Source organism: Thermomicrobiales bacterium, from assembly GCA_037045155.1.
Taxonomy (GTDB): Bacteria; Chloroflexota; Chloroflexia; order Thermomicrobiales; family CFX8; genus JAMLIA01.
In genome coordinates this window covers 938,973-958,417 of sequence record JBAOIG010000003.1, presented here as the reverse complement: position 1 = coordinate 958,417, position 19,445 = coordinate 938,973, and the positions used below count along the sequence as shown (strand labels likewise).

At 62.8% G+C, this 19,445-nt stretch carries 16 protein-coding genes; 9 read left to right on the top strand and 7 right to left on the bottom strand.

The genetic code is table 11. The features are described from left to right. Positions 1–54 precede the first annotated feature (54 nt). The 3 genes from V9F06_07760 to V9F06_07750 all read right to left on the bottom strand — a co-directional run bounded on the left by V9F06_07760 (position 55) and on the right by V9F06_07750 (position 6,193). Positions 55–2,004, bottom strand: coding sequence for a peptide ABC transporter substrate-binding protein (locus V9F06_07760; GenBank protein MEI2617514.1), 1,950 nt, complete (start codon positions 2,002–2,004; stop codon positions 55–57). Between the two features lie 456 nt (positions 2,005–2,460). Continuing rightward, positions 2,461–4,407, bottom strand: coding sequence for a peptide ABC transporter substrate-binding protein (locus V9F06_07755; protein ID MEI2617513.1), 1,947 nt, complete (start codon positions 4,405–4,407; stop codon positions 2,461–2,463). A 523-nt stretch (positions 4,408–4,930) separates the two neighbouring features. After that, the gene (locus V9F06_07750) at positions 4,931–6,193 is read right to left on the bottom strand and encodes an MFS transporter (protein ID MEI2617512.1); all 1,263 of its coding nucleotides are present in this window, start codon (positions 6,191–6,193) and stop codon (positions 4,931–4,933) included. A gap of 138 nt (positions 6,194–6,331) precedes the next feature. Between V9F06_07750 and V9F06_07745 the strand changes: the two genes are divergently transcribed. Continuing rightward, entirely contained in the window at positions 6,332–6,610 is a 279-nt protein-coding gene (locus V9F06_07745) for a hypothetical protein (GenBank protein ID MEI2617511.1), read from the top strand. Between the two features lie 29 nt (positions 6,611–6,639). Next, on the top strand, positions 6,640–7,869 hold the full coding sequence (locus V9F06_07740) for an alkaline phosphatase family protein (protein ID MEI2617510.1): 1,230 nt from the start codon (positions 6,640–6,642) through the stop codon (positions 7,867–7,869). On the opposite strand, the gene V9F06_07735 is transcribed toward V9F06_07740, so the two are convergent. Continuing rightward, a complete protein-coding gene (locus V9F06_07735; GenBank protein ID MEI2617509.1) occupies positions 7,866–9,638 on the bottom strand; it encodes a heme o synthase in 1,773 nt (590 codons plus the stop codon). The genes V9F06_07740 and V9F06_07735 overlap by 4 nt on opposite strands. Before the next feature lie 97 nt (positions 9,639–9,735). Next, positions 9,736–10,146, bottom strand: a complete 411-nt coding sequence (locus V9F06_07730; GenBank protein MEI2617508.1) for a hypothetical protein — start codon at positions 10,144–10,146, stop codon at positions 9,736–9,738. Between the two features lie 215 nt (positions 10,147–10,361). On the opposite strand from V9F06_07730, the gene V9F06_07725 reads away from it, so the two are divergent. From V9F06_07725 to V9F06_07715, 3 genes are all read left to right on the top strand, one after another. Beyond that, positions 10,362–10,718, top strand: a complete 357-nt coding sequence (locus V9F06_07725) for a hypothetical protein (GenBank protein ID MEI2617507.1) — start codon at positions 10,362–10,364, stop codon at positions 10,716–10,718. Positions 10,719–10,841: 123 nt separating this feature from the next. Then, on the top strand, positions 10,842–12,023 hold the full coding sequence (locus tag V9F06_07720; protein MEI2617506.1) for an AI-2E family transporter: 1,182 nt from the start codon (positions 10,842–10,844) through the stop codon (positions 12,021–12,023). 1 nt (position 12,024) lies between these two features. After that, positions 12,025–12,894, top strand: a complete 870-nt coding sequence (locus tag V9F06_07715) for a DNA-formamidopyrimidine glycosylase family protein (GenBank protein MEI2617505.1) — start codon at positions 12,025–12,027, stop codon at positions 12,892–12,894. A gap of 80 nt (positions 12,895–12,974) precedes the next feature. On the opposite strand, the gene V9F06_07710 is transcribed toward V9F06_07715, so the two are convergent. Next, positions 12,975–14,186, bottom strand: a complete 1,212-nt coding sequence (locus V9F06_07710) for a PLP-dependent aminotransferase family protein (GenBank protein MEI2617504.1) — start codon at positions 14,184–14,186, stop codon at positions 12,975–12,977. A 138-nt stretch (positions 14,187–14,324) separates the two neighbouring features. Between V9F06_07710 and V9F06_07705 the strand changes: the two genes are divergently transcribed. The 3 genes from V9F06_07705 (at position 14,325) to V9F06_07695 (ending at position 16,647) form a co-directional block, all read left to right on the top strand. Continuing rightward, complete coding sequence (locus V9F06_07705; GenBank protein ID MEI2617503.1) at positions 14,325–15,488, top strand: hypothetical protein; 1,164 nt, start codon at positions 14,325–14,327, stop codon at positions 15,486–15,488. A gap of 132 nt (positions 15,489–15,620) precedes the next feature. After that, entirely contained in the window at positions 15,621–15,872 is a 252-nt protein-coding gene (locus tag V9F06_07700) for a hypothetical protein (protein ID MEI2617502.1), read from the top strand. After that, positions 15,862–16,647, top strand: a complete 786-nt coding sequence (locus V9F06_07695; protein MEI2617501.1) for an NAD(P)/FAD-dependent oxidoreductase — start codon at positions 15,862–15,864, stop codon at positions 16,645–16,647. The genes V9F06_07700 and V9F06_07695 overlap by 11 nt, the downstream gene beginning before the upstream one ends. A 33-nt stretch (positions 16,648–16,680) precedes the next feature. Here V9F06_07695 and V9F06_07690 read toward each other — a convergent pair whose 3' ends face one another. Continuing rightward, positions 16,681–17,730 carry a phosphoglycerate dehydrogenase gene (locus V9F06_07690; GenBank protein ID MEI2617500.1) on the bottom strand — a complete coding sequence of 350 codons (1,050 nt, stop codon included), beginning with the start codon at positions 17,728–17,730 and terminating at the stop codon, positions 16,681–16,683. A gap of 295 nt (positions 17,731–18,025) precedes the next feature. Between V9F06_07690 and V9F06_07685 the strand changes: the two genes are divergently transcribed. Then, a complete protein-coding gene (locus V9F06_07685; GenBank protein ID MEI2617499.1) occupies positions 18,026–19,414 on the top strand; it encodes an aspartate aminotransferase family protein in 1,389 nt (462 codons plus the stop codon). Positions 19,415–19,445 lie beyond the last annotated feature (31 nt).

Genomic DNA, 19,445 nt, shown 5'->3' with positions numbered 1-19,445 from the left:
ATGGCCCCGCGGGACAAACCCGCGGGGCCATTTTGTTGCGATCTGACGGTCGGGCTATCCCTCGAAGTACCAGTTGGCGATGTCGTGGACATCTGGCGTCCACGGCGAAGTCTCGAAGCCCTTCAGCTTCTTGCTGTTCGCCGTCACGTCGGAACGGTGGACGAGCGGAACGACGACGATCTCGTTGACGACGAGGTCGTTCATGCCCCAGAAGAGCTTGACCTGCTTGGCCTCATCCAACTCGGTTAGCGCCTGGGTGTACAGCTTGTTGTAGTCCTCGTTGACCCAGCGATGGATATTCCCGCCGGCCCACTGGTTGGACTTCTGCGCAATATCAACAGCCGGGTTCACCGATTTCCAGTTCGTCATGTAGTCGATCGGATACGGGCTCGACGGACCGCTGGTGTACATCTCGATATCGGCGTACAAGTGGGCAGCCGTGTCAGGGTTGCCGGCGTCCGACGAGAAGTAGACACCCGCATCGATCGACTTCAGCTCGGTCGGCACGCCGATGCTCTCCCAGCCCTGCTTGATGATCTCCTGCGTCTTCTGGCGCAGTGGGTTGATCGTGGTCTGGTAGAGGATCTTGATCTCGACATCGCCCTTGGCGCGCGGGCTGCCGGTCCATCCGGCCGCGTCGAGCGTCTGCTTGGCCTTGTCGAGATTGAACTCGAACGAGGTGTTCTGGGAGGCGAACTTCTCCGGCGCGACGAGGATGTTCGGTGTCGCCTTGCCGGCCGGCCCGTAGAGCTGGTCGGCGACGGTCTGACGATCGGCAGCAAGTGAAAGCGCCTGACGGACCGACTTGTCGGTCAGGAAGGGATGCTGCGTGCTGGGCTCGGAGCGCGCGCCATCGACTTCCTTGTTGGGGTCGGCGAAGTTGACGATGAGCCGCTCGACGTTGACGCTCGGGGTGTTAAGCAGATCGCCGACAGTGCTGCTCTCGGCCATCGGGACGAGGACGGATTTCTCGACCTGGAGATTCCAGCCCCAGTCGGTCTCGCCAGATTGCAGCGCGGCGCGGGCTGCGGCGGTGGCGTCGCCGCCGCCCTTGAACTCGACCTTGGAGAAGTAGGGCTTGTCGGCCTCGCGGTACTTGTCGTTGATCTCGCACATCATGACGTCGCCGGACTTGAACTCGGTCACTTTGTACGGACCCGTGCCTATCGGGTTCAGATTGAACTTGGCATCGCGCCCCTTCGCTCCGGTGAAGTCCTTCAGGACGTGCTGGGGCAGGATCTGCCCGCCGAAGCCGGTCGCGAACGGTGAGTACCACCCTGGCGCGGCGTTCTTGAAGTGGATCGTCACCGTATGGTCGTCGACCACCTCAACGTCCTTGATCGGGAGATAGGTTGCGATGGTCGTGGTGGCGGCAGTCTCGTCGGTGGTGAACTGCCAGGTGAACTTGACGTCGTTGGCAGTGAACGGCTCCCCGTCGGACCAGGTGACATCCTTCTTGAGCTTGTAGGTGACGCTCAAGCCGTCCTTCGAGACGCCGCCATTCTCCAGCGAGGGGATCTCGGCGGCGAGGACGGGGATCAGGTTGCCTTTGATGTCGACGTCGATAAGCGGCTCAAGAATGAGCGATGACGCCGCCGAGTCCTTGGTGCCCTGCGAGAAGTGCGGATTGAGGATCGTCGGCGCCTGCCAGTACAGGATACGCAGCAGGTCCGCCTTGCCGCGGCCATGGCCGGGCACGCTTGGCACGGCTGCGGGCGCTGTCGGGCTTGCGGTTGTACCGCCGGTGGTTGGGCTGGTGGCCGCCGGCGCTGTGGCTGCGGCGGTTGGGCTTGAGGCGGCGGCCGGTTGCGTGGCGGCGGTGGTTGCTTCGGCTTTCGGTGTCGACGTGGCCTTCTCACTGCCGCCGCAGGCGGCAAGGAGGCCGGCGATGATCGGGGCACTGAGGCCAAGCGCCATGCCGCGCTTCAGCACCGTTCGCCGGTCGAGGCGGCCTGCGAGCAACTCGGCGCGAATCTCATCCAATCCCGGAGTTCGTTCGTCCATCCCTGGTCGTCCCTCTTCTTTCGTAAGCATGAGTGGTATGCGCAGCCGCGGATGATCCGGGCAGCTGGGCATCAAAGGCTTGTCCCCGACACGTTGCGGGGACGCGGATAGCCACGGAACTGTACGGACGAAGCGCTGGCGCGCGCCGTCAGTGAGCGGCGAACGGTGAATCACGCCGTAGATGCAGGCGCATTCTCCGAGCGCAAGTTCCGAAGTGTCCGGGTTCCTCCCGCCCACGGACGTGGAACGCGCGTCTCGCCATCAGTTCACTAGCCTACAGGACCACTCATTTGACCAGGATATGGGGCGATTATATCAAACTGAGGAGTTGGGCTGGAACTCGGTCCAGTGCCTCCAACCCCTGTTTTCACGTGGCTTGATCTGGAGATTTCAGCAGCCCTCCGGGCGAACCGGAAGGCTGCTGCGGCGAGAGCGAGGGTGACGACGCTTCGTTGTTTACCCCTCGAAGTACCAGTTGGCGATGTCGTGGACATCCGGCGTCCACGGCGAAGGCTTGAAGCCCTTCAGCTTCTTGCTGTTCGCCGTCACGTCGGCACGATGGACGAGCGGAACGACGACGATCTCGTTGACGACGAGGTCGTTCATGCCCCAGAAGAGCTTGACCTGCTTGGCCTCGTCCAGCTCGGTGACCGCCTGGGTGTACAGCTTGTTGAAGTCCTCGTTGACCCAGCGATGGATATTCCCGCCGGCCCACTGGTTGGACTTCTGCGCGAGATCAACATCCGGATCGATCGACTTCCAGCCAGCCACGTACGAGAGCGGGTACGGGCTCGCTGGGCCATCGGTCAGCATCTCGATATCCGCGTAGAAGTGGGCAGCCGTGTCAGGGTTGCCGGCGTCCGACGAGAAGTAGACACCCGCATCGATCGACTTCAGCTCGGTCGGCACGCCAATACTCTCCCAGCCCTGCTTGATGATCTCCTGCGTCTTCTGGCGCAGTGGGTTGATCGTGGTCTGGTAGAGGATCTTGATCGGGACGCCGCCCTTGGCGCGCGGGCTGCCGGTCCAGCCGGCCGCGTCGAGCGTCTGCTTGGCCTTGTCGAGATTGAACTCGAACGAGGTGTTCTGGGAGGCGAACTTCTCCGGCGCGACGAGGATGTTCGGTGTCGCCTTGCCGGCCGGCCCGTAGAGCTGGTCAGCGACGGTCTGGCGATCGGAGGCGAGCATGAGCGCTTCACGGACCGACTTATCGGACAGGAAGGGATGCTGCGTGCTGGGCTCGGAGCGCGCGCCGTCGACTTCCTTGTTGGGGTCGGCGAAGTTGACGAGAAGGCGCTCGACGTTGACGCTCGGAGTGTTGACGAGATCGCCGACGGTGCTGCCCTCGGCCATCGGGACGAGGACGGACTTCTCGACCTGGAGGTTCCAGGCCCAGTCGGTCTCGCCACTCTGCAGCGCGGCGCGGGCCGCGGAAGTGGCATCGCCGCCGCCCTTGAACTCGACCTTGGAGAAGTAGGGCTTGTCGGCCTCGCGGTACTTGTCGTTGATCTCGCACATCATGACGTCGCCGGGCTTGAACTCGGTCAGCTTGTACGGACCGGTTCCGACAGGGGCGAGATTGAACGCGGCGTTCCGGGCGTTTGCGCCCATGAAGTCCTTCAGGATGTGCTCAGGCAGGATCTGCCCGCCGAAGCCGGTCGCGAAGGGCGAATACCAGCCCGGGGTCGGATTCTTGAAGTGGATGGTCACCGTGTGGTCGTCGACCACCTCAATGTCCTTGATATCGATGTACTTTGCGATGGTCGTCGTCGCGGCAGTCTCGTCGGTGGTGAACTGCCAGGTGAACTTGACGTCGTTGGCAGTGAATGGCTCCCCATCGGACCAGGTGACACCCTGCCGGAGCTTGTAGGTGATGCTGGTGCCGTCTTTCGCGACAGAACCATTCTCCAGCGAGGGGATCTCGGCGGCGAGGACGGGGATCAGGTTGCCCGCGATATCGACGTCAATGAGTGGCTCAAGAATGAGCGACGCTGCTGCCGAATCCTTGGTGCCCTGCGAGAAATGCGGGTTGAGGCTTGTCGGCGCCTGCCAGTACAGGATACGCAGCAGGTCCGCCTTGCCGCGGCCATGGCCCGGCTCGGTCGCTTCTCCAGAGCCGCCGCCAGTTGTCGGGCTTGCCTCGACGGGCTTCGTCGCCTCACTGCCACCCGATGGGGCTGTGGCGGCTGGTTTGGTTGCCTCGCCACCACCCGAGGGGCTTGTCGCGGCCGCGGCAGGTGTAGACGTGGCCTTCTCGCTGCCACCGCAGGCGGCGAGGAGTCCGGCGATGATCGGCGCGCTCAAGCCGAGCGCGATACCGCGCTTGAGCACCGAGCGGCGGTCCAGACGGCCCTCGAGAGCCTCGGCCCGCAACTCATCGATCTCGTGGAAGTAGTTCTCCATCCGTGATCATCCCCTTTGGCACTTTATCAACGACAGATGTGTATCAGGCGGCCGGCATAGCCGGTCGCTGCGCATTCGCGCGTGTCTCCCGGCAGGGCGCCGGTAGCCGCCGAATCCTTAAGCCGCCCGAACGAGGAGCTGGCGCACTCCGTCCGGAAGGGGCACTCGTTCGAGCACGTCGTGGATACAGGCGTGTCGGACGTTCGCGCAATCCGAAGTGTCCGAAATCTTCCCGATTTTCGGACGTGGAATGCAGGACGCGCCGCCGGCTCCGTGATCTACAAGACAACTCAATTGGCCAGAAACCATGCAGACTATAACAAACAGCCGCCTGAGATGAAAATGGTCTCTATCGGCGAAATACTACGCGCCTCATGAGCGCTCCGGCAGGTTCTGTGTTCCTCATGGAAACCGAACACGCCGCGACCATAGTGCGCACATACCCGATATACGTATGTGTTCAGGCGATGGGATCTATCGGAGAGGCAACCCGACGGATCATCGGGCAACTTTCTGGGTGTGGTCAGTTACGCAAGGATGGATATCGGAGTGTGACGAACCCGATCAGGACTACCGCCGCAACGCAGGCCCCAGCGGTTGCGATCGGCGCGCCAACGCGATCGGCGATCGCGCCCAGCGGAAGCTGACCGAGCGGCAACATCCCCCACGTCAGTAGATAGATCGACAGCACCCGCCCGCGCACTGCGTCATCCACCCGCAGCTGGAGCACGGTCTGGTTGATCGCCATGTACACGGCGCTGACGACTCCGGCGACGAACAACAGCGCCGCCGCTGGCAGGAGCGAAGATGTCAGCGAGAATACGAGCACGAGGCCGGCGAAGGCTGCCGCGCTCCAGATCTGGATGCCGGGCAGGAATCCGAGCCTGCGCCAGCGGGCCACAGCGAGCGCGCCCACTACGCTGCCGAGACCGGTGCATGCCATCAGGATTCCCAGACCGGTCGCCCCGAGCCCCATCTCATCGCGGGCGAATACTGGCATCAGGTTGATGTACGGCATGATCAGAACCGTGACGATCGTTGCCAGAAGGATCAGACCCTTCAGGAAGTCATCCTGGGTGACGGCCCGGATGCCCTCTGCGAGGTTACGTCGTAGCGAGGTAGTCCGTGCGGCGACATCGGACGCCATCTTCGGCAGCTTGGCCGTCCAGACCAGCGCCAGAATCTGCATGGCTGCGGCAACCCCGAACGTGCCGGAGACGCCGATGATGCCAATGAGCACCCCGGCGAGCGACGGCCCGACGACACGCGTCGAGTTCTGGCCGGCAGCATTGAGGGCGACTGCGTTGACGAGATCGCGCCGATCCACAAGGTTTGGCACGATCGCGTTCCGCGTTGGGAATACGAAGGACATCACGGTGCCGTAGAGAAACGCGAGCACGAGAATTGACCAGCGGTTCGCAATACCAGTGGCGATCATGACTGCGAATGCGGTGGCGACGATCATGATCCCCACCTGTGCCACCATCAGGACTGAGCGTCGGTCGACCCGATCGATGATGACGCCGGATGGGAGCGCGAAGAGGAGGAGAGGTATTCCGCCAGCGAATCCGGTAAGGCCGACGAACAGCGGTGAATTAGTCAGATCGAGCGCCAGCCACCCAATCGCGATCTGGTACATCCAGAAAGCGGAGTTCGTCGCCATCGTCCCAAGGAACAACAGTCGGAAACCAGGATATGCGCTGATCGACTGGAACATGCCCGCTGGCTCGGTGGCGCGTTCGTCTGCAGGCGCAGCCGTGCTGTCGCGTTCGTCGGTCGTTGCCATCCGTCTCCCCTGGCCGTCGATGTTGTGCCTGGCGCAGGGTATCACGATCACGCTTGACGTTGCCGGGCGCTGCCCGATGGTTGATAATCGACTTGTTGTTGCTGCGCTGGTGGGAGAGTGGCGGAGGGTGACAGGCAAGTGATCAAGCTGATGCGCTGGATGCGTGGGACGACGCTCGAGAAGGAGGGGACGCCGATCTGTCCCGATCACGGCGTCGAGATGACCTTGTTCAAGAATGTCGGCAAACCCACACGATTCTCGGACCAGTCAACGCAGACCTATACGTTGCTGTATCGCTGTCCGGTCCCGGGTTGTGATCATACTGCCGAGCGCGACCGGGTTCGCAACCAGATCCCTGTTCGTGGCGAGCAGACCACGCGGCCAGTCTGGTCAAAGCAGGACAGGACTCGCGTCTGACTGAAGGCGCCCACCGCGAGCAGGGTTCATTGCCACTCGACGCCTGGTTTCACCAGGCGACAGATTGGCCTGACGCCGTGCTTCCCGCCTACGATGGCGGCTCGATCGCCAACCTTCCTGTTTCCATCCTTCGAGCATTCGGTGTGCCGGTTTGCGTCAATCCCCTCGTATCGCCGCTCGATGAGAGCATTCTTCCGCGCGAACTGCTCGATAACGCGCGCGTTGTCGTGCTTGTCGTCGTCGACGGGCTGAGCTCGGCGGCGCTCGAACGAGACGCGTTCTGTGTGGACGTCATCCCCCCGGTCATCAAACGGACGATAACCTCGGTGTTTCCAACAACCACTGCTGCGGCGCTGACGTCGCTGCAATATGGAACGTCGCCTGGCTCACATGGAATGGCCGGCTACACTGTCTTCCTGCCAGCCCTTGGACGTGTCATTAACCTCGTGCGATTCAAGCCGGTAGACGGTAGCTCAATCGATTCAAAGCGCCTGGATCCACGCGCCATGGTCGTTACGCCGTCCATCTTCGATCGGCTTCGAGACGTCGGGGTTGGCTCGGTGGTTGTCTCTCACCAGGAGTACGAGCGTAGTCCGTTGACTCTGGCGCAGTCGGGCGATACGGAATATCTGGGGCATCGAACGTTGGCGGAGATGGCGGCTCGGTTGTCGAGCGCCGTCCGCCGGCCGGGCCGACGATTCGTGTTCGGCTATTGGGCTGGGGTCGACATGCTCTCCCACACCTGGGGACCCGCGAGCGACGCCGCTCGGCTCGACTTCCGGTTGTTCCAGCGCGCGCTTGTCGACGGTGTCCTGATCCCGCTTCGAGATCGTGGCGAGGATGCTGTCGTGATCGTGACGGCCGACCACGGACATACGACCGTCGATCCCGAACGGCAGATATCGCTGGCTGATCTCGCGCGAGTCGTCGGAGGATGGGCCGGCCCCCCGACGGGCGAACGTCGTGCCGTCGGTCTCACCGTCCCGACTGGCTCAAGGGCAATGCTGGCGTCGGCAGTCAGCGGACGCGGCGCAGTCGTGCCGGTCGCCGATGCCATGCTGCACGGACTGTTCGGGCCTCCCCCGCATCACCCCGAGCTGATCAGTCGCATCGGCGATCTCTTGCTTCTCGCGCGGGCGAACGCATCATTCCCGTATCGCGTTCATGGAGAAAACAAGCCGCCCGCGTTGGGCGCCCACGGATCTCTGACCGCCGACGAGATGCTGGTCCCGATGCTGGTCTGGCGCTTCGGGCGCTAGCGCGTCAACGCGCGGTCAACGACCATCGCCAGCAACAGCGCCGCCAGGTAGTAGTTCGAATACTTGAACAACCGCCAGGCCAGACGTGACGTGCCCTCGACATACATCCGCGCCGCGTAGCTGAGGAAGATGCCACCGAGCACGATCGCGGCCACAAGATAGATACTGCCAACATAGCCAGCCGGGACAAGCAGGAGTGTGATGGCGACGAGCTGGAGCGCGTAGAGCAGGATCATCCGGCGCGTGTGCGCATCTCCGTGCGTCACCGGCAGCATCGGGACGCCGGCCCGCTGGTAGTCGCGTGCCTTGAGTAGCGCAAGGCTCCAGAAATGGGGCGGAGTCCAGTAGTAGATGATTGCAAACAGCAGCACGGCGGTCAGGTTCAGCGAGCCTGTTACCGCTGCCCAGCCGACGAGCGGAGGGAACGCCCCCGCCGCGCCGCCGATAACGATGTTCTGTGGCGTTGAACGCTTCAGCCAGCGGGTATAGATCAACACGTAGAACAGATTTCCGGCCAGCGCAAGCAACGCGGCTAGCGGATTGACGAATAGCGCAAGAACCACAACCGCGAGCGCGCTCAACAGAAGCGCAAACATGAACACCTGGTCGCCAGTCAGTCGCCCGGTCGGGATCGGTCGCTTGCGAGTGCGTGACATAACAACGTCAATGTCACGGTCGATGTAGCAATTCATCGCGCTCGCGCCGCCCGACGCAAATGCCCCGCCGAGCAAGGTGAGGAGGATGAGACTGAGTGGGGGCCAGCCGGCCCCGGCAATCAGCATCGCGCCGAGAGTCGTCGTCAGCAGCAGCAGCATGATGGCGGGTTTCGTGACACGGAAGTAATCGCGAAGGACGTCGCGCACTGCGCCCGGCGCTGCGGCGGCCTCCGATGGCGCAGTTCTGGTGAGCAGAAGGATCTGGACGAGCAGTGCCCAGGCGATGCCGGCCACCCCGAAATGCAGCGTCGAGATTGCAGCCGGCGGCGCTCCGGAGGCGTTCAATGCGCCAATCGGTATCTCGACCGCGAATACCGCCGCGAGACCAATCAGGAGCGGGGTCGCCACGCGCAGGTGGGCGCCAATGAGTAGCACCAGCGCGAGCAGGGCGATCGCAGTGCCAACGAGAATCTGGTGAACAGCCAGCGTTGAAATCTGGCCGACAAGTGGTTGGCCCATCGAGAGGCCGCAGGCCGGCCAGTTGGCGCAGGCGCTGCTGGCATCCGATGCGGCCAGGTAGGCGCCCGAAACCAGAACGGCGAACAAGACAACCGTGGCGCCCGCGACAAGCGGGCGAAACCACGCCCTGGCCGCGGTCGCGGGCATTGTGCTGATATCGCTCGCTGCAACAAGAGGTTGGATTAGCGCCAGGGCACAGGCCAGCAGAAGTGCTGTTGCGCCGAGATGGATGGATGCAGCCCAGATGGCAGCCGCGCCGTTCGCCGGGACGAAAATCATGCTCAGCTGGATCAGAATGAGCGTGGTGGCGCCCAGAGCGATCGCGTTGACGCGCGTGTCATTTCGAACCAGGCGGCTGATCGCCAGCAAGGTGATCGTCGCCAGCCCGATCAGGCCCGCGACCACGAGATGCAGTGTCCCGATGGGGCCGGCCGAATGGGCGAGGAAACTCCAGCCGGAGCATTGCCCCCAGGATGCGCACGCCCCGCTCGCGCCGCTGGAGTCGAATCCGGCGACGATAATCAGAGCGAGGGCAAGCGCCGCCAGAATCCCCCCGAGCCACGACAGGTGCGCCCGTGCTCTTGCCTGCGTCACGTCTCCCCACCTTCCCCATCCATCGCCAGATATACCGAGTCGCCGAACGACCGTTCCGGCCGCGGCTCCTCCAGCGCTGGCGATCCTGTGGCGATTTCTAGATCGACTGCATCAGCTTCTGATCGCGCTCAATGAGCTGCTGCAGGACCTGATTGATTGAGCTTGCGCCCTCGAAGCCCGTGCGCTCGGCGGCGAGGGCCTCGTCGGGCATCTCGCGAACGGTCGCGAGAATCGCCTCGCGCGCGGTGCCGAACTCCGACAGGAGAGTCCGGATGTTGGTCGGATTCGCAGAAGGTGGCGGTTCCGGGATTGCCATCGCTGCGCCGACCTCGCCGAGCGTCATCAGCTTGATTGTCTGCGACGCGCGAATCTCCGATTCGCGGAGCGAGGCGATCGCGGACAGCGCCGTCTGGCCATCGCTTGCGGTCGTGGACCCTAGCGGCCGAATCTTCATGTTCAGGTTGCGATAGGTCGCAATGAGGCTGTCGATCACTTCGGAGTGCGCCAACTGTCCCCTCCAGTTCTGGTGGCTCCGGGCACTGTCATCAGCCCGTTACCTCTAATCCCCCCGACGTGGATTGTACGGGTGCTCGGAAGTCACAGCAACAGAGCCGGAAACATCCCAACCCTATGGTACGATACCGGCGCGGCGCACGTCTCGAAATTCTATACCGCCTGCGTCGTGTCTCGGAAGCTTTTCGTACCGTGAGGAGCAGGATGAGCATGGCGTCGAGACGGAGAACGCCGCTGCGCTGCCCGGTTTGCAGCCGTGGACTGGACAATACCCAGATCATCCCGCTCGGCGCGGTCACTTCCGGGTTGCCGTGGGAGCTACATGCCGGCCATTGTCCGGAGCATGGCTGGTTCCAGTGCGAGGTCATCTCCCGGCCCCCACGCGAGATCTTCCCGGTGTCACAGCCGGGCGGCACTGTCCGAACCTTTACGATCAACGGCGTCGCCGCGTATGCATTTCCGACGATCTGGAACTCGCAGGTCACACCCCAGCGCGTCGATCCGTACGATGACCGATACTGGGAAGTCGATTGGTCGATGCTTCCAGAGGGCGCGGTCAGCTTCTGACCTCGGCGGAGCGCATGTCTCCGTCCCCCACAACGAGGGAATCGACCAGCGAATGACGAGGCGGTGGTGACCGGCGCAGGCCTTAACGGAGGGCCAACAGGCGATTCAGGATCGCGCCCGTCTTTGACGCCGGCGTCCCTCTTGATCGTGCTTCTGATCTTCTACCTCGTCGTCCAGACCCAGACGATCGTGCTCCTGATGCTGTTTTCGATTCTGTTTGCGACGGTCATCGAACGCCCGGTTCTCCGGCTGGAATCTCGCGGAATGCCGCGCGCCGTTGGCATCCTGACTGTCTATGTCGTGCTTCTGTTGGGCCTTGTGCTGCTCGGCTTCATTTTCGTCCCCTTGATTTCCGCCGAGGCACGGACCTTCTCGGCGCAGGCGCCGAGTCTCATCCAGGAGCTCGCGGATCAGTGGCGCACAAGCGATAGTCGCCTGCTAGCCCGCACGGGCTATCGGCTTCTGATGCAGTTGAAGTTCCGGCTCGACAACCCGCCACCACCGACGGGCGGCACTGCCATTGGCCTGATTACCGGCGTCGGCGCAGTGATCTTTGGGCTTGTCGCCACGTTTGTCATCGGCTTCTACTATCTGATGGAGAAGCATCTCGTGAAGCGGCTGTTGCTCCAGAATCTGCAGCCAGCAACGCGAGATCGAGTGAACTCGGTCTGGATCGATGTCGAGGCGAAGGTCGGAGATTGGCTGCGCGGGCAGCTGCTGCTTTGTGTCATCATCGGCGTTGCGTCCGGCTTTGGCTATGGGCTCCTGGGTTTGCGTTTTTGGCTGTTGCTGGCGCTCTTCGCAGGTGTCACAGAGATCGTGCCCGTAATCGGACCGTGGATCGGCGGAATCCCGGCGTTCGCGGTGGCGCTGCTTGATTCCTGGCAGAAGGCGGCTATCGTCGCTGGCTTTATCGTGCTTCTTCAGTTCACCGAGAACAGCATCCTCGTGCCACGCGTGATGCGTGGCGTCATTGGTCTGTCGCCCCTCACGGTATTTCTCGCGGTGCTTGCCGGTGGCCAGTTCATGGGGCCGCTTGGCGCGTTGCTGGCGATACCGTTCGCGGCGGCCATTCAGGTGATCATCTACGATGCTCTTCGCGTGCGACGCGAGCGTCGTGAGTTTGCGGTCGCGCCCGTCGGTCAACATCTGCACGCATCGGCGTGGCGCTCGGTGCTGACTCAGTTCCTCGGTGACAGCGACCATCGTGGCCCGCATGTGCCGGCCGATCCTTCCGAACCTGCGCCGAAGACGTCGGCGCAGCAAGATAATCGCCCGAATTCGCCCGACGAACCCAGGGAGTAACATGCCTGAGCTACCGGAGGTTGAGGCTGCGCGTCGCGGCATCGCCGAGCAGCTTCTTCACGATGAAATAGTTGAGGTGGATCTTCGTCTGCCAAAGCTGCTCGTTGCGAGTGATGGCCTTGGCCTCGAGCAGCTTGTGGGGCTGTCTTTCTCAGCGATTCGGCGACACGGAAAGTACCTCACCCTCCTGGCGGGTGATCTGGCGCTGGTGATTCACCTCAAGCTTAGCGGACAGCTGGTCGGTCGTGGCCCGACGATCCCGGGCTTTGATGCCGGCCATCCCGTGCCTGCCTATGGCGCGGAGCTGCCCCACAAGTCGACACATCTGATCATTTACTTCGCCAGTGGGTCACGTTTGTATGTTACGGACATCCGCCACTTCGCTCGCGTTCGGCTGATGCCGGTCGACGACCTGGATGGCTATTTCAACAACTTGCGACTCGGGCCGGACGTTGCCTCAAGCGCCTTCGAGCGGCAATGGTTTCATGGCGCTATCGCGCGGCGACCTCAATCTCGGCTGAAGCCGCTCCTGCTCGATCAGACGTTTGTCTCCGGGCTTGGAAATATCTACGTCGATGAAGTGCTGTATCGCGCTCGGCTCCACCCCGAGCGGCTCGCTCGAACACTTGCTCCCACCGAAATCGACCAGCTGTTTGACGCTGTCGGTGAAATCATGGCGATCGCCATCCCGATTGGCGGTGCGAATATTCTCAACGGCAAGGCTATCCCGGAGCGCGGCGACTTCCCGTTCGTCCACGGGCGTGAGGGCATCCCCTGCCTGAGGTGCGGGACACCGATCGTGAAGGAACGCGTCGATGCGCGGGGCACATATCGCTGCCCGATTTGCCAGCCCGTCCCCGACGCGAATTGACCGAGGTGAGACAACCCCGCAGATGCGCTGCCCCGGATCAGCGTCTGGCTGGTCCGGGGCAGGACGGCGCGGGTCAGGCGCTAGCGGCTGGCTGCTTCTTCGATGAGCCCGCCGAGAATCGCAATACCTTGCTCGATCTTCTCGTCATCGGAGAATGAATAGGCGAGGCGCAGGGTGCCACTGCCAGCGCCACCAAAGTGGCAGGCCGGCCCGGGCAGGAACTCGACGTTTCGCGCGGAGGCTGCCGCCTGCAGTTCCCCAGCGGTCACGCCAGTGGGGAGGGTCATCCAGATGAAGAACCCACCTTCAGGCGTCGTCCACGTTGTCCCTGCCGGCATCGCGCGCTCGAGCGCCGCCAGCATGACGTCGCGCCGACGGCGATACAGAGCGGTGAGCTCGCTGATATGCTCCTGGAGCGTCCCGTTTGCGCAGAATTCGGCGGCGACGTAGCCGGCAAATGGGCTGGTGCCACCTTCGAGCTTCATCCCCGTCAACCGTTGGATCACGTCAGTATTGGCGACTACCCAGCCCAGCCGGACGCCTGCCGCCATGATCTTGGAGAACGTGCCGAGGTACATGACGGAGCCGTCGCCAGCCATCTCATAGAGCGTCGGCAGTCGCTCCCCCGCATAGCGCAGATCGAAGTAGGCGTCATCCTCAACGATCGGCACACCGTGTTCCCGAGCGAGCTCGATGATCCGCTTGCGGCGTTCCAGTGTCGTCGTCACGCCAGTCGGGTTCTGGAAGTTCGGGATCATGTACAACAGCTTGGCCTGCTTACCCTCGGCGCGAAGCGTCTCCAGCTCGCGCTCAAGGGCAGCGATGTCGGTTCCTTCCGCGGTGATCGGAATCGGCCGCACGTCGGCGCCGGCAACCGTGAAATTGTGAACTGCCCCCGACCAGGTCGGCTGCTCACTGAGCACGACATCACCCGGATCGACCAGCATGTCGACGATGAGAGCCAGTGCCTGTGACGAGCCGTTGGTGATGAGGATGTTGTCTGCCGTTGCCTGAATCCGCTGATCGCGAGCGAGCTTCTTGACAAGCTCGTCGATCAGCCCGTCGTACCCGCGGGCCGCGCCGTATTGCAGCGCCCACTCGCCCTCGCGCTCCAGAGCGACGCGCGTCGCCTCGATCACGTCCGCCTTTGGCAGCGTGGCGGGATCGGGGAAACCGGCAACGAAGGAAATCTTCGATGCCGCGGCGCGGGGATTTCCGAGCCGTGCTGGGCCGTAGCGTTTCGCCCGCTCTGAAAGTAGCGAACCGACGATGCCACTGGCAGTCTCGACCATGTCCTCAAACCTCCTCGATGGGCGGCCCTGGACGTTTCCCGGGTTGCCGCACTCCTCTGTGAGATTGTACCCTCCCGTGGTCGCGGACGGTCGGGACCCCGGTTCGGGCATGCTGTATGAGACGAGGCGCCGGAAGTCGTGCGAGGTCTGGTAACACTGGTTTCGATCGTTGGAGTCGTCGTGATTATGATCGGCGTCTTCGCCATTCTTCCGCGCGAGCAGAGGCCGCCTGCGAATCCGGTCGCTGAAATCGCGACGAAGAGCGCCGTCGCGCGAGAAACCACGAGTCCTTCGACGGGCGCGGTCCAGGGTACGACCCCGGCCGGCGCCGTCGTGCCGGTTTCCTTGCCGCAGCTTCCCGCCGTCAACAAGCCGCAACTGGTTTCGCCGATCTCACCGCTCGGTCTCGTCGAGCAGTATTACTCCGAAACGCAGACGTTCGGGGCAGTGACCGTCGCCTGGCGTCCGGGCGCGTTCGACCCGGCGATTGCGTCATCGGTCGCCGAGATGGCGCAGCGGGGAATCGGTAACGTCAGCGCATTTCTGAACATTCACGATGACTCCCCACTCACCGTCTTTCTGGCGGATGAGATGTTCGACGAGAACTGCCGGGGTTGCCAGGGGTTTGCGGCGTCAGACCTCCATCAGATCTTCATCCTTCAGGATGGCAGCGTTGCGGCGGATGAGATGCAGGGGTTGATCACACACGAGGTTGCCCACGTCATCGCCGGGAACCACATCGGATTGCCGAACAGTCTCTTCTTCGCCGAGGGGTTTGCGACCTATCAGATGGACGCCGACGTACAGGCGGCCGGCTATGTCCCGGCGATTCAGGCGGCTGCCTGGGCATATCAGGCCGGCATCCTGCCGACGCTCGCGTTCCTGCGGGATGAGGCAACCTACGAGGGGCGAGTCCGAAGGAGGCTGGAGTACGACGCAGCAGGGTCGTTCTCCCAGTTCTTGATCGAGAAATACGGACTCGAAGCCTACACCGAGCTATATCGCACACGGGTGCCCGAGCAGGTGCTCGGCGTCGACTGGCAGCAGCTCGAGGAGCAGTGGCACGCCTACCTCGAACCGTTGGCCGGCAATATCGTCAACGGGGTCGATGGCGCGAGCTGGTGGAATGTCGCCCAGAATGTCGCCGCCGGGTTCGGCGCGCTCTATGATGCGCCCGACAAGGTGTCGGTTGAGAGTTACGCGGCGCTTACCGCTGCGCGCCTGGCGCTCTATCGTCTCGATCTGCCGAACGCGATTCGATTCGCCAACGAAAGTAACCTGGCGCCGAAGACCGCGACGTAGCTCGTCGGTCCAGCGTCAAATGAGCGGAATTGCTCCGTCGGTATACTTCAGGGCACCGGCCCGGCTCGGGCACGATCGTGCCGGCGGAGATTTGCCATTTTCCCGCGGCGACCAGATGAGGAACAGAGTAGCGTGTCGATTCCAGTGGATCAAATCTACGACATCACCGTAATCGGCGGTGGGCCGGTCGGCTTGTTTGCTGGCTTCTATGGCGGTATGCGCGGCCAGCGAACGAAAGTCATCGAAGCGCTTGAAGAGCTCGGCGGCGCGCTGACGGCGATCTACCCCGAGAAGTACATCTACGATATCGCCGGCTTCCCGAAGGTGCTCGCCAAGGACTACGTCGAGGCAGCTTGTCGAACAGGCCGCTGGCATGGGCTGTGAGTTTGTCCTGAAGACTGCCGTCACATCGCTCACTCGTGACGAAGCATCCGGCTGTTTCATCCTTGGGACGACGACTGGCACGCATTACAGCCGGACGATCATCATCTCGGCCGGCATCGGCGCGTTCGAGCCGAAACGGCTCGAGGTTCCGGGCATCGAGCGATTCGAAGGTGGGGGCGGCGTTCATTACTTCGCCAAGCACGTCGATGACTTCCGCGATCGGCACGTGCTGATCGTCGGTGGCGGGGACTCGGCTGTCGATTGGGCGAACACGCTTGCGCCGTTGGCTCGGTCGGTCCGGCTCGTTCACCGATCCAAGTTCCGCGCGCACGAGCGCGCGATCGCGCAGATGGCCGAAGAGGGTGTTCACCTCCACTACCCCGACTACGCGGTCAAGGCCGTCCACGGCAACGACCGGCTCGAGTCTGTCACGTTCCACCATCTGAAGGAGGGGAGCGAGCAGACGGTCGATGCCGACGATCTGATTGTCGCGATCGGATTCCTGGCCGACCTCGGGCCACTCAAGACATGGGGGTTGGAGGTCGAGCGCAACACCATCCGCGTCGACCCGATCACAATGGCGACTAACATCGAGGGGATTTACGGCTGCGGCGACGTCGTTACGTACCCCGCGAAGTTCAAGCTCATTGCGACCGGCGCGGCTGAAGCCATTACCGCGGTCAACCACTGCGTGACGGTCATCAACCCTTCGGCGCGTCTCGATCCTGGCCACTCGACAAACATTATGGAGAAGCGCGAAAAGGCCGCCCTGTAGGCTGCGGCCTTCTCGCTCAAACCAGGTGTGCGATCAGACGACCGATGACGGCGGCGGTATGACGCGGCGTTCGCGGTTGCCCCCGAGCGCCCGGTATGCCGTTACCTCGGGATTCACCTGGCAGTGTGGCGGATTGCCGTTCAGAACATTGGTGACGTTCACCAGCGCGAGATACAGCGCACGGTCAAATGCTTCCTTCGTCGTGCCACCGATGTGAGGCGTCAACACGACGTTCGAGAACTCGGTGTATGGGTTGTCAGGGTGTGGCTCGAACTGGAACACATCGAGGCCGGCGCCCGCGATACGCCCGGACTGCAGCGCCTCGACCAGCGCGACCTCCTTGACGATCGGCCCACGCGCAGTGTTGATAAGAAACGCTGATTGCTTCATCAGATCGATCGCACGCTCGTCGATGAGGTCGCGCGTATACTCGTCAAGCGGGCAGTGCAACGACACGAAGTCGGACTGACGCAGGACATCCTCAAACGGCATGTACGAGATGCCGTGCTCGTTGGCGAACGTCAGATCCCAGGCGATGTCTGCCGCCAGCACCCGCATGCCGAATGCCTTGCCCAGCAGCGCGGTTGATTTTCCAACTCGGCCGAGGCCGACGATGCCAAGCGTCTTGCCCCACAGTTCGGAGTTCGCTTCCAGCGGGATGCGGTCGTAGGGGAACCACTCACCATCGCGGATCGAGCGGTCGACCACCAGCACGTTGCGGGCGAGATTGATCATCATCGCGAAGGCAAGCTCTGAGACCGAGTGATTGTTGCAGCCAGCGCAGATGCCAACAGCGATGTTGCGTCGTGTTGCTTCCTCGACATCGATATGGTCGTACCCGACACCTCCGGCGCTCACCACCCTGAGGTTGGGCGCGGCTTCCATCACTCGCGGCGAGATCCATTCGAGACCGGTAATGATGCCTTCGGCTTCGCTCGCCAGGTCGCAAAGCTGTGCCTGGTCGATGGGATATCGCATCTCGCGGTCGATCATCTCGCATCCACGTCGGGCGAGGAACTCGTCGAGATACTCGCGATTGCCTTCGCGAAACTTGCGAGAAAGGATCAGTACCTTATGCGCCACGCCATCGCCTCCCCGTCCTGTTGCCGCTATCGTTGTCCGATTTGGCGCATTGTAGCACTGTGTCGAACGGCGTCCTGTCCGTTCGATATCTCGCGCTCCATCAGGCCGTGATACTGCCGAATCGGCAATATGCCAGACGTGGGCGTACCGAAAGACGACGAATTGTGGCCGCGCACGGCAGTGTGGGTGCTATACTCGTATGAGCATGGACGCGGACGGCGGAGCACCGGCGGCTACGACAACGAGGGCGGAAGTCGCGACAGGCGCTGCGTTCGGAATACGAGGGAGGCAGACTATGGCACAGGATCAGACAAGCGCGACGAAGACGGCCGAGCAGTACGCACAGAGCGCGCTGGAGCACGTCTGGATTCACTCAGCAAACTGGCAGGAGCTCGCCGCCCAGAAGGGGATGAAGGTCTTCGACCACGGCAAGGGCGCGCTGCTCTACGACGTCGAGGGCAGAGAGTATATCGACGGCATCGCCGGCCTGTGGGTTGTCAACGCTGGCCACGGTCGGACCGAGATCGGCCAGGCAATGGCCGAGCAGGCTGCCAAGCTGGCCTACGTTTCTGCGGCCAACTACACGACCGTCCCGACGGTTGCTCTGGCTGAGACGATCGCGGAGATTCTTCCTGGCGATCTCAACCGGCTCTTCTTCTGCTCCGGTGGTTCCGAGGCCGTCGAGAGCGCGCTGAAGATCGCCAAGCAGGTGCAGGTCATGCGCGGGTTTCCGAAGCGCTATAAGGTCATCGCTCGTCGCGGCTCGTACCACGGCATGACCTATGGCGCGATGAGCCTCACCTCTGCGCGCAACGAGGCGTACTTCGGCCCGTTCATGCACGGCGTTTATCACGTCCCATCGCCAAATAACTATCGATCGCAGTTCCCCGGCCTGACCGGCGAGGCAGACGAGGTGGCATGCGCCAACGCCGTCGAGGCCGAGATTCTGTTCCAGGGACCTGACACGGTCGCCGCAGTGATCGCTGAGCCGATCTCGACGGCAAACGGCGTCCAGGTTCCGTCGAAGGCGTACTGGAAGCGGATGCGCGAGATCTGCGACACCCACGGCGTCCTGCTCATCGCAGACGAAGTCATCAACGGCTGGGGCCGGAGCGGCACCTACTTCGCGATCGAGCACTACGACATCGTCCCCGACATGGTGACGATGGCCAAGGGGCTGTCCTCTGGCTACGCGCCGATCGCCGCTGTTGCCGTCCGCGACTCCGTATTCGAGGGGTTCAAGGAAAAGGGCGATGTCGCTCTCGGTCACCTGCTGACCTTCGGCGGTCAGGCCGTTGCTTGCTCGGCCGCGCTGAAGAATATCGAGATCTTCAAGCAGGAGAATCTCGTGCAGCAGTCTGCCGAGAAGGGCGAGTACCTCAAGAAGCAGCTCCAGGAGCTGTCGTCGCATCCGTCCGTTGGCGACGTTCGTGGCCTCGGCCTGATGTGCGGCGTTGAGATCGTCAAGAACAAGGAGACAAAGGAGAAGTTCGGCCGGGAGGCGCAGTTCACCAAGCGCGTCTCCGAGCTCGTGAACGAGAAGGGCCTGCTGACCCGCGTCTGGGACACGATCCACCTCGCGCCGCCATTCGTCGTCACGATCGACGAGATCGACCGCATGGTCGCGATCACCGACGAGGCGCTGACCCAGGCAGAGAACGAATACGCTGCCGAGCTCGGGTAGCAATCACCCGCGCGAATCCGAATCTTGCACC